This is a genomic window from Microbacterium aurum, assembly GCF_016907815.1.
Lineage (GTDB): Bacteria > Actinomycetota > Actinomycetes > Actinomycetales > Microbacteriaceae > Microbacterium > Microbacterium aurum.
This window is the reverse complement of sequence record NZ_JAFBCQ010000001.1, coordinates 2,084,491-2,109,393: the sequence shown is the minus strand read 5'-3', so window position 1 is coordinate 2,109,393 and position 24,903 is coordinate 2,084,491. Positions and strand designations below refer to the sequence as shown.

Genomic DNA, 24,903 nt, shown 5'->3' with positions numbered 1-24,903 from the left:
GCGTGCTTTCCTCCCCTCATCTGCTCCGCTGCTCGGTCTCACGCGCGAAAGTTTTTCAGACTATGACAGACCTCCGACATTCGTTAGCTGGCCTCTGATGAGGCTCCGCCGGAACGCACCCATTCATCGACTTCGCTGACCTGGAACTTCCAGAGACGTCCCACTTTGTGTGCTGGCATCCCCTTGTCGGCGATCCAGACGTAGACCGTCTCCTTGGTGACGCCCAGGTGAGCGGCGATGTCGTCGGCAGACAGCCAGGGCTCACTCACGAGGGCACCGGCTTGACGAGTTCGATCGGAGTCATAACTCAGAGCCTATCGGCGAACCCGTTGTTTTGGCCGTTTTCTCCCGGTTTGATCTCGTTCGGCTCGGTTTCGGCGCCGCTGACTACAACGACGGTCCGTCACGGTATAGGGAGCGCCCTCGGTTACGCTCATGGTTTGGAGCTTCGACCCGCTTCGTGCGCGCTTTCGCCGCTCTACGGGCTTCCTCGGCCGCGAGGTGCTCGGCCTCGATTTGCGCTGCGCACTCGTGAACGAGCTTGACCGCTTCATCTGGCGGAAGCGCATCAATCTGGGCGAGGTAGCGGCGATCCTGCGCCGCCTGCTCGCGCAGAGCTTTCACCCGAGCGGCAACCGTGCTCGGGCGCCGGTTCCCGAGAACACGCTCGTACAGCGCCATGTGCTCCCGCGACTGCCTCGCAGTGATCTCGCTGACGATCTGGCGCGCCTGCGTGGCTTCCGCGCGTGCTTCGACGACCGCGGGCACGTGGCTGGCTTCGTGCTGGGCGACTGACTCGGACCACGAGGGCAGATTGCTCTCGCTGCGGGGGACGCTCTGCCACCGGCCGCGCACGGCCCGCTCTGTCTCCACAATCCGGGCGTCGGCGTTATTCGCGGTGCGGGTGGCAGGACGCTTGCGGAACCGAGACGCGCTCTCCTTGGCCCGGCGTGCCGCGATCGCGTTCTGCTGCGCAGCCAGGAACTTGGCGCCATCCGCGACTGCCTCCTGTGTCAGCGATTCCACAACGTCCGCGAGCACGGCAGCAGCCTTCGCGTCGGCGGCTGCCGCCAGCTCACGCTGCGGCTCATATTCGGCTTTGTGTCGCTGGGACTGGTCGTGCAATTTGGCGGCTGCCGACACCCACTGCTCTCGCTCCGCGTCCGCCTTCGCGATCCGCTCGACAATACGGTCGCGCTCCGCACTCACGATGGACATGGGTCCGTCCGCGATCAGGTCGGTGACGGCCTCACGGGCGCGTTCGGTGGCGTCTTCCAAGCCGCGGTCTGCGCGGTCTCGGGCGAGCGCATCGACGAACTGCTGCTTCGCGTCTGCGAGATCGCTGGCGACGATGTGCAGCCTGTTCGTGTCGCGCCCGCGGGTCATGCCGACGTAGACGCCTGCCGCATCGATAGCGTCGGAGAGCATCGTGTGTGCAGCGTTCACGGTCGCGCCCTGGACGCCGTACGCGGTGACCGCGTAGCCGAGATGCCCCAAACACACTCACCTGTGGTCGCGCGCGTGCGCGCAACACCAATCTACCGCAGCTCGCCCACCGGTACGGGGCCGAGTCATGTAGATATCCTAGTGCTAGGATATCTACATGGCGTGCACCCCGGCAGAGCTCACGATCCTTGGACTCGTCATCGAGCGACCAGCCCACGGCTACGACCTCGAACAGGTGATCGAGCAGCGAGGTATCCGCCAGTGGACGGAGGTGGGGTTCTCCTCGATCTACTACCTGCTCACCAAACTGGAAAAGCGCGGACTCATCCAAGGCGCGCAGCCCGTGCCAGGGCCGAAGTCGCGGCGCATCTACCACGCGACGGACGAGGGCAGGCGCGTCGCCCGGCAAGACGTGATCGCCCAACTCATTGAGGCCGACCCGATTCCGCATCCGTTCCTGGTGGGCGTCGCCAACCTGCCGCTTCTCACTGAGCGCGAGTACGCCGATGCGCTGCGCGCCAGGCTCCCGCAGATCGAAGCCCGCATCACCGCGGTCAGAGAAGCCGAACAATCCCAGACCCCGCTCCCGCTCGCTGCGCGAGAGGTGTTCTCCTACTCACTGAGCCTCTTGGAGGCAGAAAGGTCGTGGCTCGCGTCCCGAGTCCAGGCATCCCATGACTGACAAGATCGACTTCAAGAAGTCTCTCGATAGCTATCAAGCCCCGCGCGGCCAGTTCCGCATCGTGAATGTTCCCGACATGCAGTACCTGATGGTCGACGGGCATGGTGACCCCAACACCGCCCCGGCCTACACGGAGGCTCTTTCGGCGCTGTATCCGGTCGCCTACAAGCTCAAGTTCATCAGCAAGCGAGAACGTGAGCGCGACTACGTGGTTCCACCGCTGGAGGGGCTGTGGTGGGCCGAAGACATGGACACGTTCACCGTTGCACGCGACAAGTCCCAATGGGACTGGACGATGATGCTCATGGTTCCCGACTGGATCGACCGGGATTCGTTCCAGAGCGCGGTCGAGCAGGCCGGAACCAAGAACAGGCCCGCTCGCCTGGACGAGGTTCGCCTCGAAACGCTCTCGGAGGGGCGTTGCGTCCAGACCCTCCACCGCGGCTCCTTCGATGATGAAGCCCCCGTGCTGGAACGCATGCACGACGAGTTCATCCCCGAGAATGGCCTACGCGTGGACGGCAAGCACCACGAGGTCTACTTCAGCGACTTCCGCAAAGTCACGCCCGAGAAGCTGCGCACCCTACTCCGCCAGCCCGTCCTCGTCGCAGCAACGACCTGACCTGCCACAGCTCCCAGCTCGATCGAGCATAGAATCAGCGCTGTCCTCCCGAGCGCCGTAGGACTACGGCTCGTAGACCTGGGCGCTCGCGCACCTGGTCGTTGACTACCTCTATGCGGGTATGTCAGCCGATAGGTTCCAGGCACTTGTTGGACATGGTGCCCGCTGACGAGGTACGCCAACGTCGAAGAGGCTCCGCGCAGCCGTCACAAGCCACGTGCTGGCCCGTCGCGCTTTGGCTTGCTGCGGCGGGGCTCGTGGTCAAACGGCTTGCTGAGTTGCCCTTCTCGCTGCCGAGTGTGCTCCTTCTCGGCGCGCTTGACCTCGATCCGCTGGGCGGCGTCGTTCACCGGAAGGCTGCGGAGTTCATCGGCCTCAGCACGGATCAGCGTGGCTCGTCTGCGAGCGTCGTCGGCATTGCGGTGCGGGTTGACCGCGCCCATGCCGAACTCAGCACGGCGGGCGTGCTCGGGCCCGAACTCGCTTACCAGCAACGTCATGCGCTCGCGCTGGTGTCGCTGCCTGGTCTCCTTCTGCTCGGCATGTACTACCTCGACCGCGCGTTCGGCGTCGCTGACACGGGGGTCTGCCTCGGCTCGTAGTGCCGCTGCCTGGACCGCCCAGGCGGGTAGGGATTCGGGGGTGCCCGGCAGTTCACCGCCCCAGACTTCGCGCACCTGCGAACGGACGTTCCGGGCCTGCTCCGTCGCGGTCTGGTGCTCGGCGCGGGCCTTGCGCCTGCCGAACCTCCCGGTGGTCGCCAGCCGCGCACTCGCAGCGGCCTCAGTTTTGATGGCTGCGAGGTAGGCCGCGCCATCCGTCTCGGCCCGCACGGTGAGTGGCACGGTGACCTCGGCGCGCACCCGCGCCGTCTCGTCCTCTGCTCTGCGGAGTGTGGTGGCGTCTTCGTCGTCCTCGGCCCGGTGTGCGGCGCGCTGGGCGTCGAGGCGTGCGGCGGCTTCCTCCCACCGTTGCGCCTGCCGGTGGGCACGCTCGGCTTCCTCGTCAAGTCGGGCGAGTTCATCGGTGACGAGCCGAACAGGGCCATCCGCCACGAGGCCGCGCACGGCGTCAATGGCTTGGGCGGTGGCGTGGTCGAGACCGCGGTCGGCGGGGTCGCGTTGCATCGCGTCGATGAACTGTGCCCGCGCCTCCGCGAGGTTCCCCGCGACGACGTGGAGCCGGTTCTGCTCGCGGCCTCTCGTCATGCCGACGTAGACGCCTGCCGCGCTGGTCGCCTCGCTGAGCACTGTATGCGAGGCGTTCACGGTCGCGCCTTGGACGCCGTAGGCGGTCGCGGCATAAGACAGGTGCGCATGCTCACCCACATACTCGCTCGGTAGGGCGACCGTGTTCAGATGCTTGCGCCCGTTGCCAACTTCGCGGACATAGACGGTGCCGTCGTCGGTGACTCGTTGCACGATCCATTGCTGCCGGTTAGCCACACCCAGGTCGCTGCTGTTCTTCCTCGTCTGGATGAGGTCACCGGCCCCGATGGATAGCCCGTCGCTGCCGGTCGCCGTCGCCATGTCATCGACCTCACCGCGCTCGACCCGGCCAGCACGGATGCGCTCGTTCAGCGCGGCGGCTTCGTCGTTGGTGGCGACCGTGGTCACCTCACCCTTGCGAGCGTGCGCCGTGACGTACTCACGGGCCGCATCGTCGTCGGCGTGCAGGGTGACGAGGTTCATCGCGGCGAGCCGGTCGAACACCGCGCCGGGGTTCTCCCGGTCCCGCATCACCAACGTCAGCGCGGCGTACTTGGTATCAGCGAACCTGTGGAGTTCGGTCATGTCATAGGTGCGGCCCCTGATCTGCGCGGCCATGTCCAGCACTCCGCCACGACCGACGGCGGGGAGCTGCGCGCGGTCACCGACGAGTGCGATCGTCGCCCCGGCCTCGGCGGTGACGGTCAGGAGGGCGTGGGCGGTGTCCTGGTCGAGCATGCCTGCTTCGTCCACGATCACCCGCTCACCAGACGAGAGCGCGGCATCGCGCGGCGGGCCGGTGTAGGCGCTGCTGGTTGCGGGGTCGGTGTCGCCGGGGTTCAGGCGTGTCCATACGCCGTCGTCGTTCCACCGCCACCCGTGCGCGTAGACGAGTGCGGCGACCGAGGTTGCGGGTACACCGAGTTCCTGGTGCGCAACCTGCGCCGCTCGCAGCGTCGGCGCGACCACCCGCGAGGCTCTGCCGTGCTCAGCTGCGACCTGGATAGCCGTGCGGAGCATGGTGGTCTTCCCGCTGCCCGCTGCGCCTTCCACGATCACCAGCGGGTCGGTTGAGGCGACCGCGGCGGCCGCGACCGCCTGCCCCGCATCGAGTCCTGCCGCGTGCGCGGCACGAGGCACATCGGGGTGCTCCGGCTCCCGCTTGGGTGTGCTCGCAGCGAGCTGGTCGCGCAGCGCGGTCTCAGCGGCCACGACACTCAGGCTGGTCAGATGCGCCACATGCTCCGGCGTCGCCGCCCCTGGTGGCAGGACGGAGAAGCAATCGTTGGTTGCGAGGCTGGCTGCCAGGCGGATGAACTCACGCAACTCGGCGGGCGTGGCCTGCACGCCGTGTTCGGTGGTGATGCGGGTGACGTGCTCGGCCACGGTGTGCGGCGTCCACGTCGATGCCGCCGCTGCGCAGCGATCCAGCGCACGGCTCGCGACCTCCTGCACGGCGAGGTCATCCAGCGACACCGAGGCGCGCGTTTCGCGCCGCTGGACGCGGGCGGGGTCGTATCCGGCGTCTGCGAGTTCCTGCCGCCACCACTGCTCGTTCTTCAAGTCCGCGGGCTTCTTGCCCGGACGCTGGTGTGTCCACGCGACACCCTGGAACTGTGCCGTGAGCACCGGGCCGGGCGTCTGACCGGGGTGCGCGGCTTCCCATTCGGCTTCGAGGCGGTCGAGGTTGCGTCTGATCTGCGCCGACCGCTTCGACATGACCGCGTTGAACGGCTCCAACTCGGCCACCTCACCGGACACCGGATCGAGGGTCAGGCCGTGGCGGTTCAGCGTCTCGGTCAACTCAGGATGCGCGGCGATCACAGCGGTGCCGAGCGCGCGGATCGCTCCCTGCTGCTTGAACAACGCCGCGGTGTCCAGCGCACGCCACTTCCCAGCCGCCCACACCCTCGTGCCGATCTGCATGTGGATATGCCGGTGCGGATCACCCGCCCGCGAGGTCTTATGCGAGATGCCGACGACCTGCATACGCTCAATAGGCACGACCTCCCGCGCGTCACGCGGCCCGACCCTCGTCACGGAGTGTTGGCCGAGCCAGCGGCGAATCTCGGCAAGAGCGTCCTGCTGAGCCTGGTCGAGTGCGACGGAGACTCTGGGGTGGAGGGCGGCGGCGGCCGACAGGCTCTTGGGTGCGTTGATCGTCATCTCCGCGAACAACGGCGATCCCTTCGTGCCCTCGCCAGGCTTGCGCGGGGTGCCCATCGACTCGCCTGTGATCGGGTCTGTCCAGTCCACCCACCCCTCGTACTCCTCAGCCGAGAGGGAACGGGCGGCGCTAACCTCGCCGTACGCATCGAGGACGACGTACTCGGCTACGGCGTTGTCTGCGCCGAGGTAGTACTCGTCGGCGCGGGAGCGGTCGGCCTCGACATAGCGGCGCGCGGCGGCACCGTTGCCGCGGAACAGGATCACGCCGCCCTTCATCCTGGCCTCCCTCATGAGTCGTCTCATGAGGGAGGTGCGCACGTCCCACCAACGGTGGCATACGTGCATAACTGCTATTGGGGGTAGCGGAGTCTGTTGGTGGGGGCAGGTCAGGCTGCGAGTCGGGCGAGATAGGTGTCGAGGACGACGGTGATGTGCTCGGGCGTGAATGATTCGGGGTCGGCGATCGCGTTGAGCGTGAGGCCGTCGGTGAAGGCTCGCAGCAGGGTGGCTTCGCGTGCGACGTCGGCGCGGGGCGCGAAGGTCTGCGCGGTGACCCGACACAAGTGCTGTAGTCCATCCTCAATCCCCCGGAGGATTGCCCGGAGTTCGGTGTCGCGTGCGGTGGCGGTAACGGCGAGCCAGACGTGTGCTTCTGTTCGGCGCGCCGCGTCCAGTGGGAGCGCTTGGAGCCACGCCTGACGAATATCGTCGTGGGGGTTGCCTGCGGGAGCAAGGGCTGCAAGTCGCTCTGCTTGGTCGTCGCGAACCATCTGGATGGTCGCTGCAAGCATTTGGTCGCTGCTGGGGAAGTAATGCCGCAGCGTCGACGGCTGCACGCCCGCTTCGACTGCGACCGTACGCACGGACACGGTGTGGATGCCGTCGCGTTCGATCAGCCGCGCGACCGCGCGCGTGATCGCCATCCGGCGTGCATCGTGATCCACGACCTTCGGCATCGATCCTCCTCGGTCATCTTCCCTCACCTATTATGGTACGACTGTGCGATAACAGCTTGATGCCACTCGAAAGGACTCTCGTGCGCAATCTCTCAGCTCGCCAGGTCACGGGGCTGCTCATTGTGGGCACGACCTCGGGCATGGCGATCCCCTTGGTGCTGTGGTTGATCCGCGACCCGGCATGGTTCGTCACCGACCTGCTCGGCGTGAACCAGGCGGCATCTTCGATCCCGTGGGCCTGGGTGCTCGCGGCGGTCATCGTCGTCGCGTACGTCGCGTACACGTTCTGGGCGGTGCCGTTCGTCAAGGAGCATGCCACCTCGTTCACGGGCCTCAAGCTCCTCGCCATCCCACTGGCACTGGTCACAGGGACACTGGAAGAACTGCTGTTCCGCAAGTTCCTCATGGACTGGCTCGACGGGCTCGGCGCAGCCGGTGTCCTGCAAGTCCTCGCGGCGGCGGTCGCCTTCGGCGTAGCGCATTCCCTCTGGGTGCTGTTCTCTCGTGACGCGCGGATCATTGTCCCTGTCGTCACGGCCACTACCGCTCTCGGCGCGGCGCTCGGCGCGACCTACCTTCTCGCAGACCGCAACGTGCTCCCCGTGATCGCTGCGCACATCGCCATCAACCTCGTCATCGAACCCTGGCTGCTCCTCAGCTCCATCAACGGGCGATGGGACACATCAACCCACGAGCCGGTGAGCGACATCCGCGTCAAGTGACAGGTCCTAGTTCGTGAACGCGGTGTGACGCTTACGAATCTGGCCTCGAAGTAGAACGACAGCCCTGACGATGCGTGCGAGCGCGCTGACGCGCGCCTCGGTTTGGGTTCCGGTGGCGCACCTCCCTTCTGGGAGGCGTCACCGTGGACGAGCATCTTATACCCCGCGCAGACGGCGCTACAGGTCCGGCTGGTTCGGCCAGCGGCGGGTTCGAGAGCCCGGAAGGTCTACGCGCCCTGCTCACCCGGCTATACGACGCTGGACCTGGTGCGTGGCGGGGTGATCGTGAAGCGGCAGAACTCATGCGCTACACCGCGATCAAGTACCGGCCACTTGCCAGTAAGCACGGTCTGGATGCCTGGGAAGTAGCGTCCGCCGCGTTCGAGGTGATGCTCGCCCCTTCGACGCGGAACGCGGGCAACCCGTGGGCGGTGGTCACTCGTGCTGTGCAGATCACCTGTAACGCTGAGACTCGTGCCGCCGGGTTGCTGACCTCGGCCAGCAAGGTGCGCCATACCTCTCGGATCGTTGGATTTCATGATGCCGTACGGTTCGCCGAACGAGAGCGCCTGGCTGACTATCACCCCGCGTTCACACACCACGACGACGGTGACGCAGAAGACAGCGAACATGAGGCAAGGGTGGCCGCTCTGCTGTCTGTCACTGTCGCACTGTTCGCCTCTACGGGGTGGGATGCGGCGCTGGTCGCCGAGTGCATGGAGCATGTGGCCTACCGGCTCGCCGACCTATCATCGCGAGCCCGAGCGGTCGAGGTGCTGCGCCGTGACCGCGCGATGCCGATGCTGCTCGGACTGCCGCCTCGGTCGTGGTCTGCGCTGTTGCGGATCGTGCTGGGGCATCCCGCCCCGAAGCACCCGGGCACTCCGGTCGGTGACGGTGTGTTCCTGCGGTTACTGAACGGCGAACCGCTGGACGCTCTGCGCAGCGACGAGGCGCTGATGGATGCGATCCGCGCCGCCAACCCCGACAAACACACCGCACCATGAACTGGGGGTGGGGTTCCGCACCTAACGGTATGGGCACCCACACCGCCAATCCCGCCACCTCTGCTTCATCGGATGACGCCACCCTTGGCGCACGACTCGCCGCCGCCTCACGTAGTGCGCAGGGCTTCACCACCGTGGTGGAGGATCCTGCTGTGCTGGCCGAACTGCGCGGCCTCTGCACCGCCCCTCGGCCCATGAACGCGCCTCGGGGCGAGAAGCGCGACAGCCCCGCACCCTGACATGCTTTGGCAGTCAGGGGCGCGGGACCGATCACACCAACTGAGCTATGCGCGCCAGATGAACTCGACCCGGTGCGAGAGGATTTCGGCGCGGTACGCGGCACGGCGCTCATGGAAGGCTTCGACGGTTTCGTTGCGGCGACGGGCCGGGGTCGCACCGTTCATGCCCTCCGGGAGAGCGTGAACGAGGACGGCTTGCAGGATGAGGCATGCTGCTTGGTACTGCCACATCGGAGTACGGCCCTCCCACTCGGCGGCGACGGTGGTCACGTCGATGCTCGGCCCAGCATGCTCGGGCGTCGTGGCGGCGTACTCGCGGCGGATGGCCTCGATCCGCTCCGCGATCCTCGCGCGTTGCCGCACCCACATGGCCTTGTCGATCAGACCGTCGTAGTAGTCATCATCGAGCCGTGCCAGTCGCTCCCGGTCCGCGTCGAGCGTCGCTGCGAGCCCGACCCGCGCCGCAAGGTCACCGTCAGACTTGCTGCGTTTTGTGGGGTGGAGGGTGATCTGCTCGAACGTCGCGAGCACCGCCTCCTCCACGAGTTTCGTGATTTCAGTCGAGCGGATTGATCGGTGGCACCCACCGCGCGTGGGCTGGATGCACTGGTACACGACGCCACGGTGAATCATCGCGGTCCCGCACTTCGAGCAGCGGATGAGCCCGGAGAACGGGTACATGCGCTTCGCCGCGCCGGTGCCGGGCTGGTGGAAGTTCCGAGCCTTCTTCCGCGCGTCGAGCACGTCGGAGACTTGCTGCCAGGTGTCCTCGTCCACGAGCGCAGGCCACGCCGCTTGCACCTGCATCTTCGAGGTCTTCGCGCGGCTCCCATCGGGCATCACGGGCCGGTATTCGCGTGTCCCTTTGTTCGAGGGGTTACGGAGCATCAGTTTCAGCGTCCGATCCGACCACGCACACTCATGAGTGGTGAGAATGCCGCGCTCATTCCAGTCCTTCCGAATCCGATACAGCGAGTCACCGGCCAGCACCCGCTGGTACGCCTCGATCACCAGAGGCCCGGTCACCGGATCGACAATCAGGACGCCGTTCTCGGCGCGGTAGCCGAACGGCACCCTGCCGCCGTGCCAGGCACCCTCGACGGCCTGCTGCTTCGCCGCCCGCGCGACACGGCGCGCGGTGTCAGCGGAGGACTTGTTCGCCATCGCCACCAGCACCCGCGCCATTGCCACGTCAGAGTCCGTGTCCAACCTGAGTGAGCCAGTGACGGAGCGGACGGTGAACCCGCCGAGGACTTTCGCGTCGATGAGGTCTTCCAAGTCGCGCGGGTCGCGCACCGCCCGATCCAAGTCGTAGGCGATCATCACCTGCGCATGCCCGTCGCTCAGGTGTTTCAGCATGGTACGGAACTGCGGGCGGATCACCCGGCGCACCCGCTCACCAGACGGCAGTGTGATCGTGCGCTGCTTGAACGCCGACGTGTCATTCTCACGAAACACCGCTGCGACTTCCCACCCGTGGGCTGCGACGTATGCACGGCAATCGGCCTCCTGCCGATCTACGCCTCGTTCGGTGCCCTCGGGGTCATCGCTGATCCTGACGTACATCACCGCCCGCACCGGCGCTGCTGATCCCGTAGCCTGCACCTGCTGTTCCTGGCCCATGTTCCGGCCCCACCTTCCTACTCGTGTGAGAGGTAGGTGCGTTTACAGAACCTCGGCTAGGCCAGATGCGCATCCTCGGCCACGTACTCCGCGGGCAAGGTCACGGTGCGCTGCCACTTACGGCCGTTGCCGGTCTCGACGACGCTCAGCGCACCGTCGTCGCCGACGTGCTGCACGGTCCAGGTCTGCCGGTTGGCAACGCCGAGCGTGGACTCGTTGCTGCGGGTCTGGATCACGTCCCCGGCGCCGATGGGCAGCCCGTCGCTGCCGAACACCGTCCGCCCGTCGTCAACCTCGTCGCAGTCGACCCGCTCGGCACGGATGCGTTCGTTGAGCGCCCGGGCCTCGTCGTTCGTCGCGGCGGTGATCGCATCCGCTGTACTCGTCGTCGTGGCGATGGCCGACCGCAGGTCCTCATCGGTGTCGTGCAGGGCGATCAGTCCGCGCTCGTTCAGCCGATCGAAGATCGCGGCGGGACTGCGGGCATGCCGCAGCTCGAGCGTGAACGCCGCATACGCGGGGTCGGTGAAGCGGTGCAGGCTCGTCATATCCACGACTGCTGGGGTGAGTTTGGTGGCGATGTCGAGAACGCCTCCGCGTCCGACGGCGGGGAGTTGCGCCCGGTCTCCGACGAGCGCGACAGCCGCCCCGGCCTCGTCCGCGACCTGCAACAGTGCGAGTGCGGAGTCTTGGTCGAGCATCCCTGCCTCGTCGACGACGATCCGCTCACCAAGTGCGAGACTCGCCTCATGCACCGGCCCCCGGTAGGTGCTTCCGGTTTCGGGATCGGCATCACCGGGCCGCAGGCGTGTCCACACGCCGTCGCTGTTCCACCGGAACCCGTGTGCGTAGACGAGCGCGGCCACGGAGTCGGTCGGGATGCCGAGTTCCTGCGCCGCGACGTCGGCGGCCTTCTTCGTCGGCGTGACGACCCGCGTCCCACGGCCCTCGGCTGCTGCGGCTTCGATGGCCGTCTTGAGCATGGTCGTCTTACCCGACCCCGCGGCGCCTTCGACCACGACGAGCGGGTTGGCGGATGCGACGACTGCGGCCGCTCGTTCCTGGTCATCATCCAGGCCCGCCTGCACCGCGAGCTTGTGTACGCCCGGGATGCGCTGGTTGGACTTCTCCGCGCGTGCGGTGAGCAGGTCGCGCAGGTCCGTCTCGGCAGCGACGACGCGCAGCGATGTCAGATGCGCGACGTGCTCCGGCTTCGGCGCGCCGGGTGGGAGGACGGAGAGGCAGTCCGATGCTGCGAGCTGCGTCGCCAGTTGCACGAACTCTCGTAGCTCCTCGGGTGTGGCTTGCACGCCGTGCTCGGTGGTGATGCGGGTGACGTGCTCGCGCAGCGTATGCGCCGTCCACGCCGATGCACCCGCCGCCGCACGGTCAAGTGCACGAGATGCGACTTCTTCGATGCGCAGTTCGTCGAGCGCGACCGGTGCAGGCCTGTGCGCCCGTGGTGCATCCGGGCTGTAGCCGGCGTCTTCGAGCTCCGCGCGCCAACCGGCCTCGCTGCCGAGCACCGTGGGCTTCTTCCCCGGGCGTTCGTGCTCCCACGCCTTCGCTTTCAGCCGCGCCCGCACGACCGGCCCGGGTTCCTCGCCGGGATGCGCAGCTTCCCATTTGGCCTCGAAGGTGGCGAGATTGCGTTCGACCTGCGCACCGCGCTTCGACAGGGCCGCGTTGAACGGCTCCAGCTCTGCGACCTCTCCCGTCGCCGGGTCGAGCGTGAGACCGTGCTTGTCGAGTACGGCGGCGAGTTGCGGGTGGGCGGCGATGATCGCGGTGCCAAGGGCGCGAATCGCGCCCTGCTGCTTGAACAGCGCCGCGGTGTCCAGACCGCGCCACTTCCCCGCGGCGTAGACGCGGGTGCCGATCTGGAAGTGGATGTGCCGGTGCGGGTCACCCGCACGGCTGGTCTTGTGCGCGACCGCGACGGTCTGCAACTGCTGCACCGGCACAATCTCTCGCGCGTGCCGAGGCCCGATCCGGGTGACCGAGTGCTGGGCGAGCCAGCGTCGGATCTCCGCCGCCGCATCCTGTTGCGCGGCGTCGAGCGCGTCGGAAACCTCCGGATGCAGGGCGGCGGCGATGGAGAGAGACTTCGGGGCGTTGATCACCATCTCCGCAAACCGCGGCGAACCCCGCATCCCCTCGCCCGCGCCGCGCGGGGTTCCCATCGATGTGCCGCTAATCGGGTCCGTCCAGTCGACCCATGCGGCGTACTGCTCCGGGTTGAGCGTACGCCCCTCGATGACCTCGCCCGCGGCGTCGGTGACGGTGAACCCCGGCAGCGCGGTGCCGCCCTCCAGGTAGTACTCGTCGGCGGTGGATCTGTCGGACTCCAGGTACCGGCGCGCAGCCGTGCCAGTACCGCGGAACAGGACCACGCCGCCTTTCACCCCGGGCCTCCTCACGAGTCGTCTCATGAGGGAGGTGCGCACGCCCCACCCGCGGTGGCATACGTCCATGAATGAATCTGAGGAGATACGCGTGGTGCGACCGTCTGGGCAGGGGCGCAGATGAGAGGGCTAGACGATCGGGGCAGAGTGGCGACGGTCGTTCCGGGAGCGCCGTCCATGGTCGCGGCGCGCTGGTGACGCGCGAGCGTCGTTGAGCCGAACGATACAGCCGAGCGGCTCTATGACGACCTCAGGGGCTCATCTGTTTGCGGACGCGAACCGGCAGCACGACCGGACAGCGCGAAGCGGTGGTTCATAGCTCCACGAGGTGCGGAGGCGACAGCTTCGGGGTCCGATGCGACGGTCCCGGCAATTTTCCGGGGCCGTCAGCGAGGGGCGTGCGCGCCGTCCAACACGTTTATCCGCGTCGTCCACGGTGCCGCCAAATTGACGGAACCGTCCGGCCTCCCAAAGTCTGGACGGCCGAATCCTCGTACGGTGGTGGCAAGTTGACACCGCCTGCAGTCCCGGGGCTCGGGCTTCGTGGTGGTGCAAGATTTGCGCCACCACGGTGGTGTCGATTCGGCACAACCGGCGTTCTTTTCACGGGGGGTGCCGAATCGACACCCCCGTCGCCGAGCCTCGGCCCGGCACAGCCATCCCCGGCCGACCTACGGTGGTTGAGATTCCACACCGCCGCCGCCCGCTCATGGACTTGTGGTGCAGGTACGTTACCTCTCCTCCCGCACAGGTGCAAGGCTTCATTGAGAAGGTACGCCGGCCCATTCCGCGCGACCGGCGAGCCGCATGACTCACGTCCCAAGGATCGTGTCGAGGATGTCGGCGGTGACGACATCAACTTGCTCGGCCGTGATGACGTAGCTGTTGCGTGTGACCATCTCGTTCGCATGCCCGAGCAGCCGTGACGCGATCGTGAGCCCCGCCGCGCGCTCCACGAGAGTCGCGGTGGTGCGCCGGTAGATGTGCGTCGAGTACTCATCCACGTCAACACCGAGACGCACGAGCTCATCACGGTTGTCGTCGATGAACGAGCGCAGTAGACGCTCGTAGTTCGACACGCTCATCGGCTTGCCGGTCTTCGTCGGGAACAGCAACGCCTCCAGCCCCTTCTCCGCGAGTGCGAGCCGGCGCCGCACTGCGTCGGCCGCAAGAGCGGGGAGCGCGACGCGACGACGTTGGCGGGTACGCTTCGGGGCGTTCTTCCGCTGAATGCCCTGCGCCTTGTTCTGGATCACGGTGCCGTCGATCAGGATCGTCGGCGGGGCGGTGGTCATGTCCACGTCGCAGCGGCGCAGGCCGATGCACTCCCCCACGCGAGCGGAGGTGCCGAGCATGATGTCCATGCCGTCCACGAGCGCCCGCCAGTTCGGGCGCGGTCCCATGCCCTCCGTCTCCCGCCACCGGGTCATGAGGTCGCGGATCGCCTCGATCTGCTGCGGAGTGAGCATCGCGGTCTTCTTATCCGGCGTCGGCAGCCGCGTGACGTCGCGCACCGGGTTCGTCGGAATCGCGTCGTCGCGCACGGCGAACCCGCAGATGAGCGAGAGCACCGAACGGGCCTTCCGCGCTGCGGACACACCCCGGTCGGCAAGGAGGTTCTGGATGATCCGATCGCAGCGGCCGACCGTGAGCGCCTCCAGCGTGACGCCGCCACAGACGGGGACGAGCGTGAGACGGACGGTGGTCTCGTAGTTCTCATACGTCGACCACGACAGCGTGCCGTTCTCGGCGCGCACCTTCACCGTCGGCAGCCACGCCTCCGCCGCCTCCTGGATGGTCGATGCGGCGGTGACGATGGCCTTCGCGTGCGTCGTCAGGGTCTTCGCGCGCGACAGCAGCTCCTCGCGGGCTGCATCCTCGGTAGCGGCTTCGGCGCGGAGCTGCACCAACTCGCCGGAGTCGTCGCGCATCCGGGCGCGTGCCCGCCACTTGCCGCTCGCGAGCTGGGTCACCTGCACCTGGCCGACCTCGCCCGCGGCGATCTTCGGCCTAGCCATGACGCTGCTCCCGCGCCCACGCGAGCACGTCCTCACTGTCGTACTTCACGTGCCGACCGAGCTTCAACCACGGCGGTCCCGACTTCGTGAGCCGCCAGCCTTCGAGCGTGCGCTCGGGCACCCCCAGCAGAACGGCGACCTCGGCCTGGGTCAGGAACGCGGGCTCGACCGCGATGCGTGCATGAGCTTCCATGCCTGACAGGTGCGGAGCGCGTACCCGCGCGAACGAGCGGGGGCGAGTGCGTACCTCATCGGCAGAGACGACCACGAAACGCGCCCCGTGGGGGTTTCTGGTCACCAATCTGGTCACTGGACGCCAGATCGGGCCATTCGATGGAGTGAGGAAGGAGCCAGACTTCCTAGAGAACTCTAGCGATTCGTTGCTGGGGTACCTGGACTCGAACCAAGAACAACTGAACCAGAATCAGCCGTGTTGCCAATTACACCATACCCCAAGGGGGTTCGGCCGGAGCCGTACCGAAGGTCAAGCTTAGCCCACCGGAGAGGCGCGGCCAAACCGGGGCGACCCGGCGCGTCGCGCTCAGCGGATTCACACGCGGCGCCTCGATCGCTCCTGGTGGGCGGCACTACCGTCGCGTCGTGACCGTCCTCGCCGCTCCCCCACTGCCCGTTGCCGCCGGCGTGACCGGCCGGTCCTGGGGCTCACGCTGGGGCTGGAGCGTCGCCGCCCTCGCCTTCGTCACGCTGCTCCTCACCGGATGGGGTGTCGGCGGGTCGATGTCGGACTACTACGCGTCGATCGCCCTGTCGATGAGCGAGAGCTGGTCGAACTTCTTCTTCGGCGCGATGGACCCGGCGGGCACTGTCACCCTCGACAAGATCCCCGGTTCCTTCTGGATCCCCGCGCTGTTCGTGCGCGTCTTCGGGTTCTCGCCCTGGGCGGTGATCGTCCCGAACGCACTCGCGGCCTCGGCATCCGTCGTCCTCGTGTGCGTCACGGCCCGGCGCTGGGCGGGCCCGCTGGCGGGGCTGACGGCGGGCGCCGTCGTCGCGACCACGCCGATCCTCGTCGCCGTCGCGCGATCGAATCAGCCGGAGACCTTCTTCGTGCTCGCCCTCGCCCTCACGGCATGGGCGGCCACGAGGGCGCTCGACCGCCGGAGTCTCGGCTGGCTGCTGCTCGCCGGTGTGTTCATCGCCGCCGGATTCCACACCTACATGCTCGAGGCCTGGGCGGTGTGGCCCGCGCTCGCCCTGGCGTACCTCTGCACCCGCCAGTCGTGGGCGCGCCGCATCTGGCACCTCGCGGTGGCGGGTGCGACGAGCCTCGCACTTTCCCTCGTCTGGATCGTCGCGGTCGCGCTCGTCCCGGCATCCGCCCGCCCCTACATCGGCAGCACGCTCTCCAACAACCCGTGGGAGATGGTCTTCGGCTACAACGGACTCGGTCGCTTCGGGCAGATCACGGCGGACGAGACCGCCTATCGCTCGTTCACACCGCCGTTCTCCGGCAGCCCCGCGGCACTGCGCCTGCTGAACGACGCGCTCGCCACCCAGATCGGGTGGATGCTGCCCACCGCCCTCGTCGCGGTCGCCGTAGTGTTCGTGCTGCGCTTCCGGTTGCCGTTGACCGTTTTCGGAACGGCATGGTTCGTCACCTTCGCCGCCATGTTCTCGGCCGTGGCGGGCATGCACCAGTTCTACACCGCAGCACTCGCAATCCCCACAGCCCTGCTGATCGGAACCGCCTTCGCGCTCGCCCGCCGCCGCGGCGTGCTCTGGGCGCAGCTGGCGCTGCCCGCGACCGCGGCCGTCACGGCACTGTGCATCAGCATCGCCACCCCGGCGGCGACGTACTCCCTCGTCGCGGCGGCGCTGCAGTGCGCCGTCGCCGCGGTGACGGCGGGACTCGTGCTGACCGAGCGCCGTCGCGGGCGGCGGATGCCGGTGACCGCGGTCGCGGGCATCGTCGCCCTGCTGCTGACGCCGATGGTGTGGGCCGTGGTCACGATGGGCACGCCAAACTCGACCAACCCCGTGGCTGGAGGGGTCGCGGCGCAGGGCGTTCCCGGAGCGTCGGGAGGCTTCGGCGCCGGCCGCGGCCCCGGCGGCGGCGCGGGAACGTTCGGACAGGCGCCGTCTGCCGGGCGGGACGGTCGCGCGGCCGGCGGCGCCGGAACCGGCGGCATCGGACGCGGGAGCGGAGTGCCGGTGTTCGGCGCCTCCAGCACGGCGCAGCTCGCCTGGCTCGAGGCGCACCGAGACGGCACGCCCTACCTCGCGGCCGCGTTCGGCGCGCAGTCTGCCGCGAGCCTCATCATCGCCTCGGACGGTCAGCCCGTGCTGCCGATCGGCGGCTTCAACGGGAAGGATCCGGTGCCGACCCTCGCCGCCTTCCCGCAGCTCATCGCCGACGGCGACCTGCGCTACGTCCTCGCCGGCAGCGCCGGCGCCCTGGGTAGTGGTGGGGGTGCTGGTGGTGTCGGCAGCGGGGGCGACACCGGCTCCACGAGTGCGGAGATCCGCGCGTGGGTGCGGGAGAACTGCACCGCGATGACGGATGCCGCGGCATCCGGAATCTACGACTGCACGCCCTGAGCGGGTTCTCCGGGTCGGGTCAGCCCAGGTGGTCCACGAGCGCACCGAGGCGGCGGATCGACTCGGCCTTGCCGAGCAGCTCCATCGACTCGAACAGCGGCGGTGAGACGCGGCGACCGCTGACCGCCACCCGCAGCGGGCCGTACGCGACGCGGGGCTTGAGGCCCAGGCCGTCGATGAGCGCGCCCGCGAGCGCCTCCTGCACGGCGGCGGCGGTGAAGCTCTGCTCGGGCACCAGCTCGAGCGCACCGACGGATGCCACGAGCACCTCGCCGGCGTTGGCGGGGAGGCTCTTCAGCGCGTCCTCGTCGTAGGCGACCTCGTCGCGGAAGAGGAAGCCGAGGAGGCCCGGCGCCTCCCCCAACAGCTGCATGCGCTCCTGCACGAGCGGGGCCGCGGCATCCAGCGTCGCCTGCTGCGCCGCCGTCGGCGGGTTCGCCACGAGACCGGCCGCGTGCAGGTACGGCACGAGCCGGCTCGCGAAGTCCGCCGGCTCGAGCATGCGGATGTGGTCACCGTTGATCGACTCGGCCTTCTTCTGGTCGAAGCGGGCCGGGTTGGGGTTGACGTCGGCGATGTCGAACGCGGCCACGAGCTCGTCGCGGGAGAACACGTCGCGATCGGCGGCGATCGACCAACCGAGCAGGGACAGGTAGTTCAGCAGGCCCTCGTGGATGAAGCCCTTCTCGCGCAGCAGGAACAGGTCGGCCTGCGGGTCACGCTTGGAGAGCTTCTTGTTGCCCGTCTCGCCGAGGACGAGCGGCATGTGCCCGAACCGCGGGACGAAGTCGGTGACGCCGGCGTCGTTCAGCGCCGCATACAGCGCGAGCTGACGGGCGGTCGACGGCATGAGGTCCTCACCGCGGATCACGTGCGTGATGCCCATGAGCGCGTCGTCGACGGGGTTCGTGAAGGTGTAGAGCGCCTGGCCGCCCGCCCGCACGACGACGAAGTCGGGGAAGGAACCGGCCGGGAACGTCACCTCGCCACGGATGAGGTCGACGTAGGTGAGGTCGTGGTCGGGCACGCGCAGCCGGTAGGCCGGCTCGCGACCTTCGGCGCGGAACGCGGCCTTCTGCTCGTCGGTGAGGTCACGATCGAAGTTGTCGTAGCCGAGCTGCTTCGCGCGGCCGGCGGCCTCGTTGCGGGCGTCGATCTCCTCGGCGGTGGAGTACGACTCGTACACCGCGCCGGAGGCGATCAGCCGCTCGAGCACCTCGGCATAGATCTCGCGGCGCTGCGACTGCCGGTACGGCGCGTGCGGGCCGCCCTTCTCGACACCCTCGTCCCAGTCGATCTCGAGCCAGGTGAGCGCGTCGACGAGCTGACGGTAGCTCTCCTCGCTGTCGCGGGCGGCGTCGGTGTCCTCGACGCGGAAGATCAGCTTGCCGCCGGTGTGCCGCGCGTACGCCCAGTTGTACAGGGCGGTGCGGACCATGCCGACGTGCGGCAGCCCCGTCGGCGAGGGGCAGAACCGCACGCGGACGTCGGTGCCGGAGGCGGTGGTGGTGCGGGGATCGATCGCTGCAGACATCCGCACCAGTCTAGTTCGCGGCTCGCTGCCGTTCCGGCGAGGCGGCTGAGGCGAGAACCTGCTGCAGAGCATCGAGCGCGGCGGCGAGCGACGGCACCCGCTCCGCGCCCTGCGCCGTCACGACGTGGAGACGCCGCGCCTCCGCCGGCGGCAGCGGCGCCGTGACGATGCCGGGCAGCAGCGGGAACGACTCGAGAGCCATGCGCGGCAGCGTCGCCACGCCGATGCCCTGCGCGACGAGACCCTCGACGGCCACGTAGTTGTCGGTCTCGTATCCGATGCGCGGCGTGAATCCGGCGCGTCCGCACAGTTCCAGCAGGTGGCCGCGACAGCGGGGGCAGCCGGCGATCCACGTCTCGTCCGACAACTCGCCGACATCGCGCACGGCGGCGTGGCCGGCCGGCAGGACGAGCATGAGGTCATCGCGCCCCGCGCTGCGCACCGAGAGTCCGCGGGCGCTGGAGCGGTGCGGGTCGTCGCGGTCGCCCGGGTAGCTGAAGGTGAGGGCGATGTCGGCACGGTCCTCGCGCACGGCCTCGACCGCCTCCGGCGGCTCCGCCTCCAGATACGTCAGCGACAGACCGGGATGGGATGCCGCGAGAGCCGCGATGAGCCGCGGCACGACGACAGGCGACGCGGATGGGAAGGCCACGAGCCGCACGACGCCGGTGCGGAGCCCCCGCAGCTGAGCCAGTTCCTCGGCCGCCGCGTCGACGGCGAGCGTCACGGCGGGCGCGTGGCGTGCAAGCACACGCCCGGCTTCGGTGAGACGGATGCCGCGCCCCACCCGCTCCACGATCGCCACGCCGAGCCGGGACTCCAGGCGCCGCAGGTGCTGGCTGATCGCCGGCTGACTGAACCCCAGGGTGCCGGCGGCGCACGTGATCGACCCGGTGTCGGCGATCGCGCGGACGATGCGCAGCGTCTGGACGTCGAGGACGAGACTCGGTTCTTCCGGCATCCATCCATAATCACACGTCATGACTTTGATCGGACACCTGTCGTAGACGCATACGTTGCGCGACGAGAAAGTGGATGCATGAGCCCGACGTCCCTCGCCGCCCGCCCGCCGGCCGACCTCGGAAGTCTCGAGGCGCTGCGCGCGCAGTTCCCGGATGCCGCGGGGTATCTCGCCGCATGCACGGTGGGACTTCCCACGTCGGGCACGCGCGCGGCGGTCGCGGCCGACCTCGCCGGGCGGCCGGACGTCGCGGAGTACTCGCGCGCGGTCGAGGCGTCGCGCGCGCACTTCGCGCGACTGGTCGGGGTGACGCCGGACCGCGTGGCGATCGGAGCGCAGACGTCGGTCCAGGTCGCGCTGCTCGCGGCATCCGTCCCCGAGGGCGCCGACGTACTCGTACCCGAGCATGAGTTCTCGTCGCTCGTGCTGCCGTTCGTCCACGCGGGGCGCGGCATCCGCGTGCGCACGGCGCCGCTGGCGCGTCTCGCCGACGAGATCCGGCCGGGTACCGCGCTCGTCGCGTTCTCGCTCGTTCAGTCGGCTTCGGGCGAGGTCGCCGACCTCGACGCGATCGTCGCCGCCGCCTCCCGGCGGGGCGCTCGGACCGTGTGCGACGCGACGCAGGCGGTGGGGTGGCTGCCGGTCTCCGCCGCACGCGTCGACGCCCTCCTCTGCCACGCGTACAAGTGGCTGTGCTGTCCGCGCGGCGTCGCGTTCCTCACCGTGCGCACGGAATACGCCCGCGTTCTCGTGCCCGTGCAAGCCGGGTGGTATGCGGGCGAGGACCCATGGACCTCATGCTACGGCGGCGACGCGGACCTGGCCGGCTGCGCCCGTCGCTTCGACGTCTCCCCCGCCTGGCAGGCCTTCGTCGGCGCGGAGCCCGCTCTCGCCGCGTTCGCCACGACGGACATCGCGCAGGTGCACGCGTGGACCACACGGCTGGCCGCGGCCTTCCGCAAGCGTCTGGACCTGCCGGAGCCGGAGCGTCCGAGCGCCATCGTCACGTGGCCGGATGCCGATGGATGCGACCTCGCGCGCCTCACCGCGGCCGGCATCACGGCCTCCGGCCGCAATGGCAGCGCGCGCGTCGCTTTCCACGTCTTCAACGACGCCGGTGACATCGACCGGGCGGCGGTCGCGCTCGGACGCTGACCCGCCGACTCCCGACCCCACCGCTCCCAACAGCAAGGGATCGTGCGCGACACGCCGGCGCGGGCCGTCAGCCTGCGGCGTGTCGCGCGGCATCCCTTGCCGTTCGCCATCGCATCGCGAGCCCGCCGAAACCTCGGCCCTGGGCCGAGCCCTCACCTCCGGGCCGCGCCAGGCGTGAGGGTTCGGCTCAGAGGGGAGGGTTCGGCACTGCGGAGGGATCCGGGCCGGGCGGATGCCGCGGGCCACACGGATGCCGCGAGCAACACGGATGCCGCGGGCCACACGGATGCCGCGGCCCGGGCGGATGCCGCGGGCCACACGGATGCCGCGGGCCAGACGGATGCCGCGAGCAACACGGATGCCGCGAGCAACACGGCGGCCGCGCGTCAGCGCGTCAGCGCGCGGCGCGCGCGTACGGCGCGAGCACCGTCACCGCGGCGACGACGATGAGCGCGACGAGCGCGAGCCCGCCGTAGCCGATCGCGCCGAGCACGAAGCCCGCGCCGATCGCCCCGAGGCCGCCGACGAGGCTCATCGCAAGGTCGCTGCGGCCCTGGCGGCGCGTGCGCAGCGACTCCGCCGACGACTCCGTCAGCAGGGTCGATCCCGCGACCGTCGACGCGCTCCAGCCGAGGCCGAGCAGGACGAGCGCGACGGTGACGGCGGCGCCGGACTCCTGGCCGACGGCCGCGGTCAGCAGGGCCGCGGTGAGCAGTGCCTGGCCGAGGAGGATCGTGGGGATGCGGCCGAGTCGGTCGGCGAGGACGCCGAACACGGGAGCGAGCGCGTACATGCCCGCGATGTGCAGGCTGATCGTGAGTCCGATGATCTCGAGGTCCGCGCCGTGGTGGAGCAGATGCACGGGCGTCATCGCCATGACGGCGACCATCACGCCGTGGGCGCCCGCGATCGCGACGATCGCGTACGCGGCCGCCCGCGGCCGGTCGGCGCGGGCGATGCCCGCGGCGGCTCCGGTCGCCGCGCTGCCCGCGATCCGCGTCGCCACCAGCAGCGGATCGGGCCGCAGCGCCGCGAGGTACAGCGCGACGGCGAGGATCTGCGCGACGACGGTGAACACGTACGGCCCGGTCAGCGGCGGCATCCCCAGCGCGTCGCCGAGCGCCTCCCCCGGACCCACGAGGTTCGGCCCGAGGACTGCCCCGATGGTCGTCGCCCAGACGACGAGCGAGAGATCGCGGCCGCGCGAGGCCGCCGTGGCGAGGTCGACCGCCGCGAACCGCGACTGCAGGTTCGCGGCCTGACCGGCACCGATGAGCGCGAACCCCGCCAGCAGCAGCGGGAAGACCCGCACGCCTGCCGCGAGGATCACGACGGCGACGCCGACGAGCGCGATGAGCATGCCGCCGGCCAACGCGATGCGGCGTCCGCTGCGACGCGCGAGCGCTGCGAGCGGGACGGCGAGAGCCGCCGTCCCGAGCGTCACGAGCGCGGTCGCGAGCCCCGAGAACGCCTCATCGCCGGAGATGTCCGCCGCCAGCACGGCGCCGAGCGAGATCGTCGCTCCGAAGGCGATGCCGCCGAGGATCTGCCCCGACGCGAGCACCCCCACGGTCCGACGCCGCAGGCGGGCGAGCGCGTCGTCGTCGTAGGCCGCGGCATCCGTCGCCGACGTCGGTCCGGTCGCGTCAGCCATCGGCGCGCGGCGCGTCGCGGACAGGGTTCCGCAACGTCCCGAGCCCCGTGATCTCCACCTCGACGACGTCGCCCGCGACGAACGGACCGACGCCGGCCGGCGTCCCCGCAAGGATCACGTCGCCCGGCAGCAGCGTGAACGCCTGTGAGGCGTACGAGATGAACTCGGCGACCGAGTGCACCATGTTGCCGAGCGGGCCGTCCTGGCGGACCTCGCCGTTGACCCGGGTGATGATGCGCACATCGGATGCCGGGTCGAACTCGGTCTCGATCGCGGGACCGAGCGGGCAGAACGTGTCGAACCCCTTCGCGCGCGCCCACTGCCCATCGGTCTTCTGCAGGTCTCGCGCCGTGACGTCGTTGCCGATCGTGTAGCCGAAGACGTGGTCCAGCGCATCGGCGACCGACACGTTCTTCGTGACGCGGCCGATGACAGCGGCAAGCTCGCCCTCGTAGTCGGTGCGCTCGGACTGCGGCGGCCGCACGATCGTGTCCCCGGGTCCGATGACGGAGGTGTTGGGCTTGAGGAACATCATGGGCTCCTCGGGCACCTCGTTGCCGAGCTCCGCCGCGTGGTCGCGGTAATTGCGGGCGATGCCGATGACCTTCGAGCGCGGGATCACTGGTGCGAGCAGCGCGACCTCGCCGAGCGGCACGCGCTCACCCGTCGTGTCGAATCCGGCGAACAGCGGATCACCGGCGAGGACGACCAGTTCGCCCTCGTCGACGATGCCGAACCGGATGGCGTCCTGGTGGCTGAAGCGGACGATCCTCACGCGTCAGAGCCCTCGGCGGCGTCGGCGTCCAGCCGCAGCAGCCAGCCGTGCGTGTCTTCCCGGCGCCCGTACTGGATGTCGGTGAGCTCCTGCCGCAGCGACAGGGCGAGCTCGCCGAGGGGCTGCTCGTCGACGAAGTCGTGACCCTTCAGCTGCCCGATGGGAGCGACCACGGCCGCGGTACCGCACGCGAACACCTCGACGATGTCGCCCGAGGCGACGCCCTCGCGCCACTCGTCGATCGAGACGGCACGCCCCTGAACCTTGTGCCCGCGGTCGGCGGCCAGCTGGAGGATGGAGTCGCGCGTGATGCCCTCGAGGATCGAGTCCGACTGCGGCGTGACGAGCGTGCCGTCCTTGTAGACGAACACGACGTTCATGCCGCCGAGCTCCTCGACGTTGCGGTCGGAGTCGAGGAAGACGACCTGGTCGCATCCCTGCTCGTAGGCCTCGGCCTGCGGCAGCAGACTCGCGGCGTAGTTGCCGCCGGTCTTGGCGGCACCGGTCCCGCCCTTGCCGGCGCGGGCATAGTCCTCGCTGAGCCAGATCGAGACCGGCTTGGCGCCGCCCTTGAAGTAGGCGCCGACCGGCGAGGCGATGAGGTAGTAGGCCACCTTGTTCGCGGGGCGCACGCCGAGGAACGCCTCCTTGGCGAACATGAAGGGCCGCAGGTACAGGCTCTGGTCAGCGCCGGAGGGGACCCACGCGCCGTCGACCGCGATGAGCTCGCGCAGCGACTGGATGAAGTACTCCACCGGCAGTTCCGGCAGCGCGAGCCGCCGGGCGCTGCGCTGCAGGCGACGGCCGTTCTGGTCGGGGCGGAAGGTCCACACCGAGCCGTCGGCGTGACGGTAGGCCTTGATCCCCTCGAAGATCTCCTGGCCGTAGTGGAGCACCGCGGCGGCGGGGTCGAGCGAGATGGGCCCGTAGGGCTGCACGCGGGGACGGTGCCACCCGCCGCGCACCGACCAGCAGATGTCGACCATGTGGTCGGTGAAGGTCGTGCCGAAGGCGGGGTCGACCAGCAGTTGGTCGCGCTCGGCGGGCGTCTTGGCGGCGAGATTGCGCGTGACGGCGAACTCGAGCGGGGCGAGGGCGGTGTCGGGGTCGTAGGTGAGGCTCATGAGATGTCCTGTGAGATCGTGACCGGTGCGGCGGGATGCGGCAT

20 protein-coding genes and 1 tRNA gene are annotated in these 24,903 nt (G+C 69.1%); 6 read left to right on the top strand and 15 right to left on the bottom strand.

Features of this window, described 5'->3' with window-relative positions; translation table 11 throughout:
- Nucleotides 1–83 precede the first annotated feature (83 nt).
- Together JOD60_RS10450 and JOD60_RS10445 are read right to left on the bottom strand one after the other, a co-directional pair.
- Nucleotides 84–269, bottom strand: coding sequence for a helix-turn-helix domain-containing protein (locus JOD60_RS10450; protein ID WP_076690554.1), 186 nt, complete (start codon nucleotides 267–269; stop codon nucleotides 84–86).
- 118 nt (nucleotides 270–387) lie between these two features.
- The gene (locus JOD60_RS10445) at nucleotides 388–1,497 is read right to left on the bottom strand and encodes a hypothetical protein (RefSeq protein ID WP_076690553.1); all 1,110 of its coding nucleotides are present in this window, start codon (nucleotides 1,495–1,497) and stop codon (nucleotides 388–390) included.
- Nucleotides 1,498–1,603: 106 nt separating this feature from the next.
- Here JOD60_RS10445 and JOD60_RS10440 point away from each other — a divergent pair, with 106 nt between their 5' ends.
- Nucleotides 1,604–2,128, top strand: a complete 525-nt coding sequence (locus JOD60_RS10440; protein ID WP_076690552.1) for a PadR family transcriptional regulator — start codon at nucleotides 1,604–1,606, stop codon at nucleotides 2,126–2,128.
- On the top strand, nucleotides 2,121–2,750 hold the full coding sequence (locus JOD60_RS10435; protein WP_076690551.1) for a GyrI-like domain-containing protein: 630 nt from the start codon (nucleotides 2,121–2,123) through the stop codon (nucleotides 2,748–2,750). The genes JOD60_RS10440 and JOD60_RS10435 overlap by 8 nt, the downstream gene beginning before the upstream one ends.
- Nucleotides 2,751–2,956: 206 nt before the next feature.
- Here JOD60_RS10435 and mobF (JOD60_RS10430) read toward each other — a convergent pair whose 3' ends face one another.
- Together mobF (JOD60_RS10430) and JOD60_RS10425 are read right to left on the bottom strand one after the other, a co-directional pair.
- A complete protein-coding gene (gene mobF / locus JOD60_RS10430) occupies nucleotides 2,957–6,418 on the bottom strand; it encodes a MobF family relaxase (RefSeq protein WP_076690550.1) in 3,462 nt (1,153 codons plus the stop codon).
- A 95-nt stretch (nucleotides 6,419–6,513) separates the two neighbouring features.
- Nucleotides 6,514–7,083: a TetR/AcrR family transcriptional regulator gene (locus JOD60_RS10425; RefSeq protein ID WP_076690549.1), complete on the bottom strand. Its 570-nt coding sequence runs from the start codon at nucleotides 7,081–7,083 to the stop codon at nucleotides 6,514–6,516.
- An 80-nt stretch (nucleotides 7,084–7,163) separates the two neighbouring features.
- Here JOD60_RS10425 and JOD60_RS10420 point away from each other — a divergent pair, with 80 nt between their 5' ends.
- On the top strand, nucleotides 7,164–7,805 hold the full coding sequence (locus tag JOD60_RS10420; RefSeq protein ID WP_076690548.1) for a CPBP family intramembrane glutamic endopeptidase: 642 nt from the start codon (nucleotides 7,164–7,166) through the stop codon (nucleotides 7,803–7,805).
- 302 nt (nucleotides 7,806–8,107) lie between these two features.
- On the top strand, nucleotides 8,108–8,812 hold the full coding sequence (locus JOD60_RS10415) for an exopolyphosphatase (RefSeq protein WP_232321749.1): 705 nt from the start codon (nucleotides 8,108–8,110) through the stop codon (nucleotides 8,810–8,812).
- Between the two features lie 284 nt (nucleotides 8,813–9,096).
- On the opposite strand, the gene JOD60_RS10410 is transcribed toward JOD60_RS10415, so the two are convergent.
- The 5 genes from JOD60_RS10410 to JOD60_RS10390 form a co-directional block, all read right to left on the bottom strand.
- Nucleotides 9,097–10,674 carry a recombinase family protein gene (locus tag JOD60_RS10410; protein WP_076690546.1) on the bottom strand — a complete coding sequence of 526 codons (1,578 nt, stop codon included), beginning with the start codon at nucleotides 10,672–10,674 and terminating at the stop codon, nucleotides 9,097–9,099.
- Nucleotides 10,675–10,730: 56 nt separating this feature from the next.
- Entirely contained in the window at nucleotides 10,731–13,079 is a 2,349-nt protein-coding gene (gene mobF / locus JOD60_RS10405) for a MobF family relaxase (RefSeq protein ID WP_232321748.1), read from the bottom strand.
- Between the two features lie 812 nt (nucleotides 13,080–13,891).
- Nucleotides 13,892–15,097, bottom strand: a complete 1,206-nt coding sequence (locus tag JOD60_RS10400) for a tyrosine-type recombinase/integrase (RefSeq protein WP_076690545.1) — start codon at nucleotides 15,095–15,097, stop codon at nucleotides 13,892–13,894.
- Nucleotides 15,090–15,290: a helix-turn-helix transcriptional regulator gene (locus JOD60_RS10395; protein WP_076690544.1), complete on the bottom strand. Its 201-nt coding sequence runs from the start codon at nucleotides 15,288–15,290 to the stop codon at nucleotides 15,090–15,092. The genes JOD60_RS10400 and JOD60_RS10395 overlap by 8 nt, the downstream gene beginning before the upstream one ends.
- A gap of 190 nt (nucleotides 15,291–15,480) precedes the next feature.
- A tRNA-Gln gene (locus tag JOD60_RS10390) sits at nucleotides 15,481–15,552 on the bottom strand.
- 145 nt (nucleotides 15,553–15,697) lie between these two features.
- Between JOD60_RS10390 and JOD60_RS10385 the strand changes: the two genes are divergently transcribed.
- Nucleotides 15,698–17,656 (top strand): ArnT family glycosyltransferase, encoded by a 1,959-nt coding sequence (locus tag JOD60_RS10385; RefSeq protein ID WP_232321747.1) that lies wholly within the window; start codon nucleotides 15,698–15,700, stop codon nucleotides 17,654–17,656.
- A 19-nt stretch (nucleotides 17,657–17,675) separates the two neighbouring features.
- Here JOD60_RS10385 and gltX read toward each other — a convergent pair whose 3' ends face one another.
- Entirely contained in the window at nucleotides 17,676–19,190 is a 1,515-nt protein-coding gene (gltX, locus tag JOD60_RS10380) for a glutamate--tRNA ligase (protein WP_076690542.1), read from the bottom strand.
- A gap of 10 nt (nucleotides 19,191–19,200) precedes the next feature.
- Nucleotides 19,201–20,151 (bottom strand): LysR family transcriptional regulator, encoded by a 951-nt coding sequence (locus JOD60_RS10375; RefSeq protein ID WP_076690541.1) that lies wholly within the window; start codon nucleotides 20,149–20,151, stop codon nucleotides 19,201–19,203.
- 78 nt (nucleotides 20,152–20,229) lie between these two features.
- Here JOD60_RS10375 and JOD60_RS10370 point away from each other — a divergent pair, with 78 nt between their 5' ends.
- Nucleotides 20,230–21,306, top strand: a complete 1,077-nt coding sequence (locus JOD60_RS10370) for an aminotransferase class V-fold PLP-dependent enzyme (RefSeq protein WP_076690540.1) — start codon at nucleotides 20,230–20,232, stop codon at nucleotides 21,304–21,306.
- Nucleotides 21,307–21,458: 152 nt separating this feature from the next.
- Here JOD60_RS10370 and JOD60_RS10365 read toward each other — a convergent pair whose 3' ends face one another.
- The 4 genes from JOD60_RS10365 to JOD60_RS10350 are packed head-to-tail and all read right to left on the bottom strand — an operon-like array spanning nucleotide 21,459 to nucleotide 24,859.
- Complete coding sequence (locus JOD60_RS10365) at nucleotides 21,459–21,680, bottom strand: hypothetical protein (protein WP_157127930.1); 222 nt, start codon at nucleotides 21,678–21,680, stop codon at nucleotides 21,459–21,461.
- Between the two features lie 20 nt (nucleotides 21,681–21,700).
- Complete coding sequence (locus JOD60_RS10360) at nucleotides 21,701–22,960, bottom strand: MFS transporter (protein ID WP_076690539.1); 1,260 nt, start codon at nucleotides 22,958–22,960, stop codon at nucleotides 21,701–21,703.
- Nucleotides 22,953–23,735 (bottom strand): fumarylacetoacetate hydrolase family protein, encoded by a 783-nt coding sequence (locus tag JOD60_RS10355; RefSeq protein WP_076690538.1) that lies wholly within the window; start codon nucleotides 23,733–23,735, stop codon nucleotides 22,953–22,955. Before JOD60_RS10355 ends, JOD60_RS10360 begins: the two co-directional genes overlap by 8 nt.
- Entirely contained in the window at nucleotides 23,732–24,859 is a 1,128-nt protein-coding gene (locus JOD60_RS10350; protein ID WP_076690537.1) for a branched-chain amino acid aminotransferase, read from the bottom strand. The genes JOD60_RS10355 and JOD60_RS10350 overlap by 4 nt, the downstream gene beginning before the upstream one ends.
- Between the last annotated feature and the right edge of the window lie 44 nt (nucleotides 24,860–24,903).

Coding starts and splice junctions, on each gene's coding strand:
- JOD60_RS10440 (WP_076690552.1), top strand. CDS start 1,604: ATGGCGTGCACCCCGGCAGAGCTCACGATCCTTGGACTCGTCATCGAG.
- JOD60_RS10435 (WP_076690551.1), top strand. CDS start 2,121: ATGACTGACAAGATCGACTTCAAGAAGTCTCTCGATAGCTATCAAGCC.
- mobF (WP_076690550.1), bottom strand. CDS start 6,418: ATGAGGGAGGCCAGGATGAAGGGCGGCGTGATCCTGTTCCGCGGCAAC.
- JOD60_RS10425 (WP_076690549.1), bottom strand. CDS start 7,083: ATGCCGAAGGTCGTGGATCACGATGCACGCCGGATGGCGATCACGCGC.
- JOD60_RS10415 (WP_232321749.1), top strand. CDS start 8,108: ATGCGCTACACCGCGATCAAGTACCGGCCACTTGCCAGTAAGCACGGT.
- JOD60_RS10410 (WP_076690546.1), bottom strand. CDS start 10,674: ATGGGCCAGGAACAGCAGGTGCAGGCTACGGGATCAGCAGCGCCGGTG.
- JOD60_RS10400 (WP_076690545.1), bottom strand. CDS start 15,097: ATGGCTAGGCCGAAGATCGCCGCGGGCGAGGTCGGCCAGGTGCAGGTG.
- JOD60_RS10395 (WP_076690544.1), bottom strand. CDS start 15,290: ATGGAAGCTCATGCACGCATCGCGGTCGAGCCCGCGTTCCTGACCCAG.
- gltX (WP_076690542.1), bottom strand. CDS start 19,190: ATGTCTGCAGCGATCGATCCCCGCACCACCACCGCCTCCGGCACCGAC.
- JOD60_RS10375 (WP_076690541.1), bottom strand. CDS start 20,151: ATGCCGGAAGAACCGAGTCTCGTCCTCGACGTCCAGACGCTGCGCATC.
- JOD60_RS10370 (WP_076690540.1), top strand. CDS start 20,230: ATGAGCCCGACGTCCCTCGCCGCCCGCCCGCCGGCCGACCTCGGAAGT.
- JOD60_RS10360 (WP_076690539.1), bottom strand. CDS start 22,960: ATGGCTGACGCGACCGGACCGACGTCGGCGACGGATGCCGCGGCCTAC.
- JOD60_RS10350 (WP_076690537.1), bottom strand. CDS start 24,859: ATGAGCCTCACCTACGACCCCGACACCGCCCTCGCCCCGCTCGAGTTC.